Origin of the sequence: Arthrobacter ipis (assembly GCF_014694315.1) — a bacterium.
Classification (GTDB): domain Bacteria; phylum Actinomycetota; class Actinomycetes; order Actinomycetales; family Micrococcaceae; genus Arthrobacter; species Arthrobacter ipis.
The window spans coordinates 38,570-50,016 of sequence record NZ_JAAOXD010000007.1; the positions used below are offsets into that span (position 1 = coordinate 38,570).

The 11,447-nt window shown below is 63.6% G+C and carries 11 protein-coding genes; 5 read left to right on the forward strand and 6 right to left on the reverse strand.

The window, feature by feature from the left end; all coding sequences use genetic code 11:
• A partial coding sequence (locus tag G9E11_RS15190) for a hypothetical protein (RefSeq protein ID WP_194718269.1) occupies positions 1–467 on the forward strand: 467 nt, incomplete at its 5' end.
• 15 nt (positions 468–482) lie between these two features.
• A complete protein-coding gene (locus G9E11_RS15195; protein ID WP_190607196.1) occupies positions 483–1,295 on the forward strand; it encodes an SDR family NAD(P)-dependent oxidoreductase in 813 nt (270 codons plus the stop codon).
• Between the two features lie 84 nt (positions 1,296–1,379).
• On the opposite strand, the gene G9E11_RS15200 is transcribed toward G9E11_RS15195, so the two are convergent.
• Positions 1,380–1,796: a CBS domain-containing protein gene (locus G9E11_RS15200; protein ID WP_190607198.1), complete on the reverse strand. Its 417-nt coding sequence runs from the start codon at positions 1,794–1,796 to the stop codon at positions 1,380–1,382.
• A gap of 213 nt (positions 1,797–2,009) precedes the next feature.
• Here G9E11_RS15200 and G9E11_RS15205 point away from each other — a divergent pair, with 213 nt between their 5' ends.
• A complete protein-coding gene (locus G9E11_RS15205; protein WP_190607200.1) occupies positions 2,010–2,903 on the forward strand; it encodes a DNA/RNA non-specific endonuclease in 894 nt (297 codons plus the stop codon).
• A 208-nt stretch (positions 2,904–3,111) separates the two neighbouring features.
• Here the strand turns inward: G9E11_RS15205 and G9E11_RS15210 are convergent, their stop codons facing one another.
• Entirely contained in the window at positions 3,112–3,480 is a 369-nt protein-coding gene (locus tag G9E11_RS15210) for a PRC-barrel domain-containing protein (protein ID WP_190607202.1), read from the reverse strand.
• A gap of 328 nt (positions 3,481–3,808) precedes the next feature.
• Here G9E11_RS15210 and G9E11_RS15215 point away from each other — a divergent pair, with 328 nt between their 5' ends.
• Complete coding sequence (locus G9E11_RS15215; protein ID WP_414635200.1) at positions 3,809–5,179, forward strand: sensor histidine kinase; 1,371 nt, start codon at positions 3,809–3,811, stop codon at positions 5,177–5,179.
• Here G9E11_RS15215 and G9E11_RS15220 read toward each other — a convergent pair.
• From G9E11_RS15220 to G9E11_RS15230, 3 genes are all read right to left on the reverse strand, one after another.
• Entirely contained in the window at positions 5,176–5,847 is a 672-nt protein-coding gene (locus G9E11_RS15220; RefSeq protein ID WP_190608311.1) for a response regulator transcription factor, read from the reverse strand. The two genes, G9E11_RS15215 and G9E11_RS15220, sit on opposite strands and share 4 nt — an antisense overlap.
• Before the next feature lie 765 nt (positions 5,848–6,612).
• On the reverse strand, positions 6,613–6,948 hold the full coding sequence (locus tag G9E11_RS15225; protein WP_311764385.1) for a helicase associated domain-containing protein: 336 nt from the start codon (positions 6,946–6,948) through the stop codon (positions 6,613–6,615).
• Positions 6,949–7,240: 292 nt separating this feature from the next.
• A complete protein-coding gene (locus tag G9E11_RS15230) occupies positions 7,241–8,002 on the reverse strand; it encodes a glucose 1-dehydrogenase (protein ID WP_190607208.1) in 762 nt (253 codons plus the stop codon).
• A gap of 335 nt (positions 8,003–8,337) precedes the next feature.
• On the opposite strand from G9E11_RS15230, the gene G9E11_RS21395 reads away from it, so the two are divergent.
• Positions 8,338–8,952, forward strand: a complete 615-nt coding sequence (locus G9E11_RS21395; protein ID WP_284691189.1) for a TetR/AcrR family transcriptional regulator — start codon at positions 8,338–8,340, stop codon at positions 8,950–8,952.
• Positions 8,953–9,374: 422 nt separating this feature from the next.
• On the opposite strand, the gene G9E11_RS15240 is transcribed toward G9E11_RS21395, so the two are convergent.
• On the reverse strand, positions 9,375–9,518 hold the full coding sequence (locus G9E11_RS15240) for a hypothetical protein (protein ID WP_190607212.1): 144 nt from the start codon (positions 9,516–9,518) through the stop codon (positions 9,375–9,377).
• Between the last annotated feature and the right edge of the window lie 1,929 nt (positions 9,519–11,447).

The window sequence follows — 11,447 nt, forward strand, 5'->3', positions numbered from 1 at the left end:
GCCTTGTCATCGGGGGCCGGCTGGATGATGCTCTCTTCAACGCCACGATGGGGTCGATCACGACTGCTCTGATCTGGTACTTCACCGTGAAGCGACTGAAGCAGACTTCCGACAGGCTCACTAAGCAAGGGCAACACCTGGTCTACCTCCGGTATCCGGAGGCCCGGCCGGAGTCTCTCAGCGGCATCTGGAACATGGGCGTGGCCACGCTGTCCCCGGGACGCGTTGATTTTCAGCCTGCCGTCTACGACACACTCGAACCCTCGGGCAGGCCATCGGTTCTGGAAGGGCTCGAAGCCGCCTCCGTGCCACGCCGGCTGAACCGACAGGACACCAAGTACGTGACGCCGCGCGCGTTCATGGTCATGACCTACCAAACCGATGGTCGCACCGTTGAAATTGCCGCCAGCCCGGAATCACTCCAAAAAATCCGCGAGACCGTTCTGCAGCGGCCGAATGAGAGGTAAGCGGGGCAACCAGGCATGACCAACCATCCACCCTACAACGAAGCGCCGACGGGGAACGTGGCGCTGGTGACAGGTGCGAGCCGGGGGGTCGGCCGGGGCATCGCCCTTAGCTTGCTGGCCTCGGGGTTTCACGTTTACGGTTCCGGCCGCACGATCGACCAGGCTGATTTGCCGCAGGAGATACGGCGCCTGCGCTGCGACCATCTCAACGACGCCGAAACGGCAGGTGTGTTTGACGTGATCAGGTCGGAGACCAGCGGCCTGGACCTCCTCGTCAACTGCGCCTGGGGCGGCTACGAGAAGATGGTGGAAGACGGGACGTTCACGTGGGCTGTGCCGTTCTGGGAGCAGCCAGCCCACCGCTGGACCGGGATGATGGACGCCGGCGTCCGGGCTGCCTTCATGTGTTCGGCCCGGGCGGCGCGCATGATGATCCCGCGGCGCCGCGGCGTGATCGTCAATATCAGCTTCTGGGCGGCGCAGCGCCACCTCGGCAACACGATCTATGGCATTGCTAAGGCGGCGACGGACAAGATGACGTCCGACATGGCCGTGGAACTGAAACCCTTCGGTATTCCGGTCTTCTCGCTCTACCCCGGACTCGTTCGAACTGAATCGGTCTTGGCAGCGGCGAAAAGCGGTGTGTTCGACCTCTCGACCAGTGAAAGCCCTGAGTTCATCGGCCGTGTGGTCAACGCGCTCTTCCACGATCCGAACGTCATGGCGCGGACCGGTCAGGTACTCGTTGCTGCCGCTGTCGCGAGAGAGTTCGGTGTCGTGGACGTCGACGGGAGCTCGCCGCCGGCGCTGACACCTGCTGACATCTGAAAGAATCGCATGCTCAGATACGACGGCCGCTTCTGATCGCGTCGGACGATCGCCCTACGAGTTCGTGCCGGACTGCGGGGGGCGCTAGTAGAAGGAAATGAGTTCTACCAGCTCCCCGACGCGGTCCTCCGGGTAGTTCCGGGCGATGTCTGCTTGCGTGAGGATGCCGACCAGGTCATGGCCGTCGATGACCGGCAGGCGGCGGACCTGGTGGTCCTGCATGGTCTTGATGGCGTCTCCAATCGAATCATCCGCGCCGATGGTCACCGGTTTGCCCTGGCCAAAGTCCCCGGCCTTTGTCGTGCGCGGGTCCCCTCCCTCCGCGAAGCACTTGATGACAATGTCGCGGTCGGTGATCATGCCCTTGAGCCGGTTGTCCTCGCCGCAGATCGGCAGTGCGCCGACATCGAGCTCTTTCATCTTGCGGCCTGCTGCTTCGAGGGTTTCGTTCTCACCGATGCATTCAACGCCGCCGGTCATGATTTCGCGTGCTGTGGTCATGGCGCTCTCCTTGTGTGCGTTGCTCGGGCATTACGGACCACGCCATCCGCGCCGGTCTGTTAGCTTGGCGCGCTTGGCGCATTGCGGCCACGCGTTAAAGGTAGGAAGGCCGGGCGTTCATATCCAGACCGAATAGAGACCTGTCCTGGGGGATGCGCCATCCTGGCAGGTTGCGTTCTCGTGGCCGTAACCTGGCGCTGGTAGGGTCCGGTCATGGACGAACTGCTGCTACCCCAGACCGCGGCCATTGAGGACCTTTCCGGCAGGCACGGCTTCGACGAGAACTTCCTCGGCCAGCCCGTGCCGCTGCCTACCCTGGCTGGCGTGGAAACCGTGCTGCTGCCGTACACGCACTTCTCGGTGCTGATGCGCCTGGACATGCGCCTTGCTGCCGTCACGGGCGTGGGCATCGACGGCGAGAAGCTGATGGACCTGGATCGGGCCGGGATCAGCTGGCGGCTGGATCCCCGGCTGCCTGTGGATCAGCAGACGGGGGAGCGGGTCTACGCCCGGAACGACATCGACCGCGGGCATCTGGTGCGACGGTCTTCGGCGGTCTGGGGCGACAGCGTCGCCGAGGCCGAGCAAGCGAACGAGGACACCTTTCACTACACGAACGCCGCACCGCAGGCGGCCAAATTCAACCAGGGCATGGAGCTGTGGCTGGGCATCGAGGACTACCTGCAGGAGCACGCCGCCCAGTACCGGAGCCGGCTCGTGGTGTTCACAGGCCCGATCTTCAGCGACCTTGATCCGGTGTACCGGGGCGTGGACATTCCGCTGCGGTTCTTCAAGGTCGCCGCCTTCATCCACGAAGGGGAGCTCGCCGCCACGGGGTACGTCGTGGACCAGACCCCGCAGCTGGCCGAACTGCCAGACGTGCCCCATCCCGCGGCTGTTGAGGACGTCCCCCCGCTGGGTCCGTTCCGGACGTTCCAGGCACCCATCCGGGACATCGCCCAACTGACCGGTCTGGACCTTGATCAGCTGATCGCCGTGGACGGGATGCCCGTTGCCGCGACGCTCGGTGCTGCCCCGATCGCGTCCACGTGGCGGCTGCTGGGCGACGTCGAAGACCTTGACCTGGACTTCGACCTGGAGGACTAGGTTCAGCCGCTCCTGGGGACCAGGACGACAGTGGCCGGACGGGCGCCAATAACGTCAGCGGAAGATCATCCTGAAGACACCGGCAGGCAATCTTGGCCCCGGCACAGTTCGAAAATTGGGAGGGGAGCCTCGTGAGAAGTGGAAAGGTCAGATCATGATCAGCAGCGACCCCTTTTAGCAGGCAGCGTCGCTTAGCATCTGTGCGGCTTCAGGTGCCCGCTGTCTTGATTTTCCGGCCACCGGCCTGCGGCCCGCGGGGGACTTCAACTCCGTAATGCCGGCAAAGGTTGTCTTCCTCGTCAGGGTCGAAGTGTCCGTCCTCTACCGCAGGCGGGGCTTCCTTCACCCGGGCCTTGCTGTATCGCACGACAAGGTAACCACCTTCGACGCGCGCGCCCTGCATAGGAACGAAACGGTTGATCGCGCCGAACAGCCCCGTTTTCACCGATAGCCAGAGCGGAACACGCAGGCCATCCACGACGTATACCTCTCCGACCTGTCCGATCCTTCTACCATCAACTGCCAGAACACCTGCGCCGGCGTCGGCCAGCGTATCGATGTCAGCACTCTTGAGCATCGTTCCTCCTTGATGGTCAGCATGGCTGCCTCGTCGCCCTATGTCTGTCACATGGGGTCTGGCCAATTTCCTATCCGGTTCATCGCATGATGCTTTCGTCCTGGGTTGTCATTCGGTATCCGGTACCGCATCCATGATGCGGCCGGGTTCCTGAGAGGAAACTGAGACAGGCAGGCTCTCATTGCATCGGGACGGTTCAGCCTGAATCCTTGGTTTCATGGTTCAACCGGATCCGTCGTCCTCCGCTGCGCTCCCGGTGCGCGTATCCGAGCCGATACGGCGGGGGCGTGGAGCGGTTCTGCTGCGCGGACTCCGATGGCAGTCCACCGTGGCGGCCTTGGCCGTCGTCGCCCTCGCCCTGCTGACCGGGGGGCTGCTGATGCTCCAGATACTGGGGTCGGCACTCGTGTCGGGGACTGACAGTCTGCTGCGGACCAAGGTGCAGGATGTAGCGGCCCTGATACATAACCAAGATGCCGAAGAAGCCAGCCTGGCGGTCGCCGCTACCGTAAAGAAAGACCCCTTGGTGCAAATCATCGACAAGAAGGGGAAGGTAATCGGCGCGTCGGAGCCCAGGCTGTTAAAAACTCCCCTCACTTTTCTCAGGCCGGCTCCTGATGAGAGCGCGACCGACAGCGTATCGGTGCCCGGTCTCCTAGGAGACGCCGACGAGCGCTACCTTGTGGTGTTGGGCGTCGATGATGAGGGCACTAAGTATTGGGTCCTGGCCGGCCAGACCATTCAGCCCCAGTCAGACACGGTCCGGATTGTCACCTGGTTCTGGCTGGTTGCCATGCCCTTGCTGCTGGGTGTGGTGGGCCTGTCCGTGCATTACCTGATCGGGCGTTCACTGCGGCAGGTGGACACGATTCGTACACAGGTCGGCTTTATCGACGCGGGGAGGTTGAGTCAGAGGGTCGACGTCCCCGGGACAGGGGACGAGCTGCAGGCCTTGGCGGTCACGATGAATTCCATGCTGGACCGGATCGAAACAGCCGACCAACGGCAACGGCAGTTCGTCTCGGACGCCAGCCATGAATTACGGGGCCCGCTCACGACCATCCGCACAGGCCTGGACATCTCTATTGCTGATTCCTCCGGAGAAACATGGCGGGGCATGCAGCCAATCCTCACCGAAGAGACGCGACGGTTGCAGGGCCTCGTGGAGGACCTCCTGACGTTGTCCAAGGCCAATGACGAAGGACTGGCCCTCCGCCGTGAGGATGTCGACCTCGACGATGTTCTGGCCGCTGAATTGCGCCGAATGACAGCCACGAGCCAACACCGGTTCGTCGCTGATCTGGTCCCGGCCAGGATTGCAGGAGACCCGGTCCGGCTAAGCCAGGCTTTTCGGAACGTGCTCGACAACGCCGACCGCCATGCCGCAGGGACCATCGCCGTGAAGCTGTCGCTTACCGCTCAGGCAGTGGTTGTGACCATCGACGACGACGGACCCCCGGTGCCGGTGGCGGACAGGGAAAGGATCTTCGGACGATTCGTCCGCCTGGATGAGAGCCGGTCACGCCACCACGGCGGCAGCGGCCTGGGACTGGCGATCGCCCGTGCCATAGTGGAGGCCCACGCTGGCCGCCTTATCGCAGCCGAGTCGCCACAGGGATGGTGTCGTTTTGAGATCAGTTTCCCGCCGATGGCCCCATTTGCCCCGATGCCCCATGCTGATGTGCCGGTCGCAAACTAATCGGAGCTGAGTCTGTATCCCATGCCCCGTACCGTCCTGAGTGTGTTGAGGCCGAACGGCTCATCGATTTTCCTGCGCAAATACCCGATATAAACCTCGACGACGTTGTCCCCGCCCCGGAACTCCGGGTCCCAGACGTTGTCGAGGATCTGAGCCTTCGACAAGACCTCGTCCGGCCTGCGCACCAGGTATTCCAGCAAACCAAACTCCCGGGCAGTCAGGGAGATGTCCTGGCCGTCCCGTGTCACGTGTCGCGTTGTCGGGTCCAGCCTCAGGGAACCGACCTCCAAAGTCACCGGCCGTTCGGGCGCTCCTCGGCGAATGAGTGCCCGCAGCCGTGCGACCAGGACCAGGAAGCTGAACGGTTTGGTGAGGTAGTCGTCTGCTCCCAGATCGAACGCATCGGTTTGGTCGTATTCACCGTCTTTTGCCGTCAGCATGATCACCGGCATCCAATTCCGCCGCTCCCGCATCTGCTTCAGAACCTCGTACCCATGCATGCCCGGAAGCATCACATCCAGCACGACGACGTCATAGAGGTTCTCCGAGGCGGCCCACAGCCCATCAACCCCGTCGTGGGCAACATCGACGACGAAACCGGCGGTCGTCAGCCCCTGCCGAATCGTCTCAGCGAGCAGGACTTCATCTTCCACAAGCAGGACCCGCACGGTTGGCATCCTCTCACCTGTACCGGGACAAGCATCAGTGTGCGACTGGCCGGGCGAAGAGTCCAGCAAAAAGACCCAAAATGTGCCCGTATCTCACGTCGCGGATGGGGCCAAGGCGGTCCCATGTTCAGGCCTGGCCTTCATCGGCCGGTCAACAGGCCGAGGCAGTTCTGGGCCGCGACTGGGATCCAGCCATCCGGTCATGGGCTGCTTTCTTCTTGCAGGCACCGGGTCCGGGGGAACGCCGTTCCCGGTGCCTTGCCAGCCTCTACTGGCAGGTAGCCGGCAAGGCCCATTCTCACCTGCTCGGCTTGGGAAAACCGTGCAAAGAGTCATTTGGGGGGACCACTGGCCCGGCGCGCCGGCCAGTACAGGGATTAAGCCGCAGGACCGGCACCAGCCCGTTTCGGGGCCAAACCGGCCCGCCACAGCTTCCGGCCGATTTCCTTAGGCGAGTGCAGCGCGCAGCGGAGCCGGGGCGCCCTGGAGGATCTCGCTCCAGCGTCGGCCCTAGCCCCAAATGCCCTTTGGCCTTGGGAATCCATGGAGGATTAGAAAAGGCCCGCGGGGGGAGGGTCGCCCGGTAGTGGCTTGAGCTTGATCGTTGCGTGGCCGCCGACGACCGGTTTGCATCCCTTGAATGGACCATCGGCGGAGAGAAGGACTCCCATGTGGTGGTCGGTATGGCTCCACCTGCCCCCAGTGGGCACAACCCGTTCACATAGGTCTTGGCGGTCAGCTTGCCGTTCGAGGAGAGGTCGCGGTTTACACGGTGCCGGTTCGGGGTCTGCGGCCTCGCCGCCGCCCGGTGCACCAGTCCGGCAGCACCTCATTCAGCGCCCGTGCCTTGTCCGGCTCGAGTTCGCCGCGGCGTGCCTTTTGGCGCTGGGAGTGCAGCCAGACGCCGAGGTCGTGTTCTTCACCGGTTACAGCGGCCTTGTGGCGGGGCCAGTCGTGCCCGGCCGCCCGGTACCGCGCGAGTGCCGCGAGCCGGTCCTGCCATGCCACCGCCCGCGGTGGCCGTTGCCAGTCCAGCCGTGCGGCCAGCCCGTCACAGTAGGCGGGTGCGAGTGTCCCGGCTGCGGCGTCCCGGCGGCTCACGGGGCCCATCCACAACCAGCCTAACCCCGCCACTGCTTGACCAGAGAGGCGCCGTTTCTGAGGGTGCTCGTGGGCAGTAAGCGGGGGAGTATCCGATCTGTTCATGTTTCCAACGCTGGTGAGAGCGATTTGCGGTGAGTCGATAACGCGCGTTTCTGAGGCCGCTTTTTACATCGAAGTGACCGCGGAGTACGTCCGCGCGTAGACGATTTCGATGGGTGCGTCTGCGGGCCACGGTCGCGGCGTTCGATGGTCGTCGGCTCCAGTGGGTCGGCTGGTGTGGGTGGGTGGGTTAGAGGACTGTGAAGCCGCCGTCGACCACAAGTGCCTGGCCGATGGTAAATGCAGCGCCGGAGCTGCACAGCCACAGCACGGCTGAGGCGATCTCTTCGGCAGTTCCTGAGCGCTTGGCAGGGATAGCGTCGATAATCGCGGCCATGTGCTCGGGATGGTCCACCTTGGCGGCCTGCACCATGGGGGTGTCGATGACGCCGGGGCAGATTGCGTTGATCCGGATTCCCGATGGTGCGTACTCGAGGGCGGCGCTGCGGGTCACGCCGATCACGGCGTGTTTGGAGGCGTTGTATGCGCCCAGGCCGGCGGTGCCGACGACGCCGCCGGTGGAGGAGCAGTTGACGATCGCGCCGGAGCCCTGCCCGCGCATGTGCCGCAGTTCGTGCTTCATGCTGTTCCACACGCCGCGGAGGTTGACGGCGATGACGCGGTCGAAGTCGTCGCCCTCAGCGTCGGCTGTTTCGCTCACTGGGGCCTGGATTCCGGCGTTGTTGAAGGCGGCGTCCAGCCGGCCGAAGGCGGCGACCGTCTGCTCGACCGCGGCGGCGACCTGGGCTTCGTCGGCGACGTCGCAGCGGATCGCGATCGCCTGGTGCCCGTCAGCCGCAAGCGTTTCAGCGGCTGCCTGGACGGCGTCGCCATCAAAGTCCACGAGAGCTACGGCCGCACCCGCTTCGGCGAATGCCCGTGCGGCGGCGAGGCCGAGGCCGGAGGCGGCCCCGGTGACGAGGGCGGCCTGGTTCTCAAAGGTGATGTTCATGCTGATGTCCCTTCAGGGTGCTGTGGTGTATCGAGCGCCGATTCTGCTCGCGGTTGAATATGAAGGCCCGTGGCAGAAGCGGTGGGCGGGCCGAAGCCGTGCAGCGGGGCGGAAGGTGTGTGTGTGTGTGTGTGTGTCTGTGCGCGGGTCATGGTCCCAGCGTTTTGAGCGCGCCCGCGGTGAGCGCCTTGGGCTGATGGCCAGGGTGCCGACGTAGAAGACGGTATCACAAAAAATTATTTAGGTATAAAATTTCAAAGCGTTCGCCGGTCGGAACTCGAGCCCCGCACTGTACGGCGCAGTCGGAAGAAGTGACCGGGAAGGTTGTGACCTAGATGCAGGACGCTGAGAGGACGGCGCGGCCGCGTAAGCGCGGGCCTTATACAAAGTCGGCCGATAGGCGGCAGGAGATCGTGGAGGCCGCCTTCTGCGAGTTTTCCGAGAATGGGTTCCGGGGCGCGACGATGAAGGCGATTACCGAGCGTATCGGTGTGACCCAACCACTTATCTACAGCTACTTCCCGAACAAGGCGGAGCTGCTCACGGCAGTGCTGGAGCTGCGGGACCAGCGCGGTGACGACATCGGCCCGCTGGATGCGTCCCGACCGATCGAGTCCGTGCGCGCCCTCGTGAAGCTCATGCGGCACAATCAAGCGCACCCCGGGATTGTAGCGCTGCACTGCGCCATCGCCGGAGAGGCGATCATGGCTGACCACCCAGCGCACGAGTCGTTCCGCCGGCGCTACGTCCAGGCCCGTACGCGGATCGGGGCGATCCTCGAGGCGTGCCGCGATAGCGGACACCTGAAGAAGGGCCTCGATCCCGAGCGCAGTGCCCGCGTTGTCATCGCCGTCATGGACGGACTGCAGACCCAGTGGATGCTCGAGCCGACAACTGAACGCTTGGGCGAGGAGTTCGAGGTCTTTATGCACACAATCGTCGACTTCTGAGCTGTGGCGCACCCCCAGCCCCGCCGCCGTCCACCCCTAGCTCGGGGCCAGCGTGTGAAGTGCTGGCAGGCCCTGGGAGGAAGCGCATCTGGTTGGCGGCCTCCCGATCCCGTTACCTCTACTCACCCGACGACAGAGGGAAGATCAAAAACGACCGTTTTTGACGAGAAACAACAACGACCATCAAGCCGCCGGGGGTGAACGCGACCCGCCAGGTTGCGGGTCGGGTCAGGCACCGCAGAAGGACCCCGGTTAGATGATTGTGGTTCTTCTCTCTTCGATGATGGGACGGCGCTGCGGCCCCCAAACGAGTGGCATCCATCTCCTCCGATGAGGTCTCGATTTTCGTGAGCACCGACCAGCCGAGTCGTTGCATCTCCCGAGGATGAGGGGCTGCATATTCGACTTTCTATTCGTCGAGGTCATGACAGACGTCGGATTTCCCCGGAGGAGAGCTGGATATGGAGCGGCAGCACCATCTGGATGGGATTAGTGCCGACTGGTTCATCGAGCAGTTCGTTGATCGAGGTCTGACCTTCCAGCTCGCCGACTTGGTTCCCTTCCATTTACAGACCCTATGCGCGCCTGCCTGCGGCGAAAGCGCGGACACGCGCGTCGGCAAAGAATGCGGCGAGGGGATCTCTGCCGATGAGCCTTGGGGCAGTCTTTTGGCGCGGCCTGGCGGGGGAGGGGCACTTGGGGCTTGTTCAGGTGAAGGGCCGTCGTCAGGCAACCTGACCCGGTACCAGCAGCCTTAGGCCAGGGCGAGGGGTTTGGCGCGCCCCCGCCCTGGCCTGAGTTCGTTCGGCCGGCCATGCGGTTAGCCGCGGGTGTCGTCGATCACCACCGCCGTAGCCGCGGCCAGCAAGGCGTCCTGCCACGACTGATTTCATCCGCGCATATTACCGGCGGTGGCGAGCGGCACCATCAGGACGAGCAAAGAGAAAAGTGCTGCGCACAGGGCCGAGAACCAGGCATCCGTTGCGATGCATGCCAGGGCAATTCCGGTGCTTGCGATGCCCCAAGACCAGGGCCGGCCGCTGAAGCGGGCCGGCTGTTTTTCAGGGTCGCTCAGAGGTTGCCGTAGCCAATTTGGGTGACAAACATCCGGCCCTCCTCGAATGCCGGCCTTTTCACCTTGCTCCGCGGATAGTGTTCCATCTGAGCCTGCTGCGACGGAAGAAACGGAGGCCGCAGCAAGTAGGAGTAGGACCCTGACATCACAAAATGTGTTCCCTGCCACAACACCGCCCGACCAGACCGAACCACAACCACCAGGAGGATGACATGAAACAGCACGCATCTACCACCGCGCTGACATCTGTGTCGACCGCTAAGAAGGCGCACCGCGTCACTAAGGCCGTCACCGGTATCGGTGTAGCCGCAGTCCTCGCCGTCGGAGGACTGGCCGCCGCAGCACCAGCGCAAGCTGCCGACTGGGGAGGGAACGAGACCCCGCCGCCTGCACGAACGCATACACCGTAAAATCCGTACCAATCTACGGCTCCCGTGGCACCACACAAGGCAAAGTAATCGGCTGGCTCGAACTTCGGTGGTCCAGTTCGTGCTACGCCAACTGGGCACGGGTGCTGCTTTCCGGCGGCCTCTACTCCAGTCCGGTAGCAGTAGAACAATCAGTCCACGCCGAAGGACGCGGCGCAGGAGCAAATGACAACCTCGGCCGACTCCCAGCGGGGGAACAAGCGCGTGGACTCCGTATCTGCGCCTGGCAGACTCCCGGAGCACCGCCTGCGTATCAGCCTCGGTGTCCTCCGACTTCGACACCCTGAACTACCACACCAACGGCGCAAGTTTCTGCGCGTAAGACGAAAGCCCTGCGTGGAACGCCCCGGTAGGGGCGTTCTACTCAGCATCGTCTCGGAGCGGCCCGTGCCCGGAGCTACCCCGTTGTTGATGCTTCCGTCCAGCTCAAGGCGGGAAGTCCCTGCGGAGTGGCCGCGCGATTTTCTGGATAGGTACGCCGTTAGCGGCGCAAGGACGTGCGCTGAGCCGCAGAACCGCCATTTCTAGCTGCGATTTAACGGCCATTCTCGGCTAACGGTCACAGAGGAATGCCGCCCATCGATCACAGAGAATCGCCAAACAAGGATCACATTCAGCGATGACAACGGCCGGATCCCAGGTGTGTCTCATCAAGGGATCCCTATCCGGGCCATACTGTGCCCACCATCAGCGCGATTCGCCGTGATGGGGGAGAAGAGCCTGCCGTAGTGAGTCTCGGCCGTCTGAGGAAGTGGGACACGTGCGTCCGGCTGAGGCCTCGCGCAGTCTCCTAGAGTTGGATATCCACAATGGCGCCCAACGCCTGGCAAACCTTTGTCCTCCCGCGTTGAACAGTCCCTGCGCCAGAATGCAGGATCGTGTCGACCGGGCCGCGGAGCTGGATCCCTGTCTGGCCCTATTACTCGGCCTCTGAATGCTCCTGCACGCCTGCAAGTTGCGGGCCGCGCGGGCGAGATCTTGACGTCATACCT

Bases quoted from the DNA above. Each gene is read 5' to 3' on its own strand.
- G9E11_RS15195 (WP_190607196.1), top strand. From the start codon at position 483: ATGACCAACCATCCACCCTACAACGAAGCGCCGACGGGGAACGTGGCG.
- G9E11_RS15200 (WP_190607198.1), bottom strand. From the start codon at position 1,796: ATGACCACAGCACGCGAAATCATGACCGGCGGCGTTGAATGCATCGGT.
- G9E11_RS15205 (WP_190607200.1), top strand. From the start codon at position 2,010: ATGGACGAACTGCTGCTACCCCAGACCGCGGCCATTGAGGACCTTTCC.
- G9E11_RS15210 (WP_190607202.1), bottom strand. From the start codon at position 3,480: ATGCTCAAGAGTGCTGACATCGATACGCTGGCCGACGCCGGCGCAGGT.
- G9E11_RS15230 (WP_190607208.1), bottom strand. From the start codon at position 8,002: ATGAACATCACCTTTGAGAACCAGGCCGCCCTCGTCACCGGGGCCGCC.
- G9E11_RS21395 (WP_284691189.1), top strand. From the start codon at position 8,338: ATGCAGGACGCTGAGAGGACGGCGCGGCCGCGTAAGCGCGGGCCTTAT.
- G9E11_RS15240 (WP_190607212.1), bottom strand. From the start codon at position 9,518: ATGGAAGGGAACCAAGTCGGCGAGCTGGAAGGTCAGACCTCGATCAAC.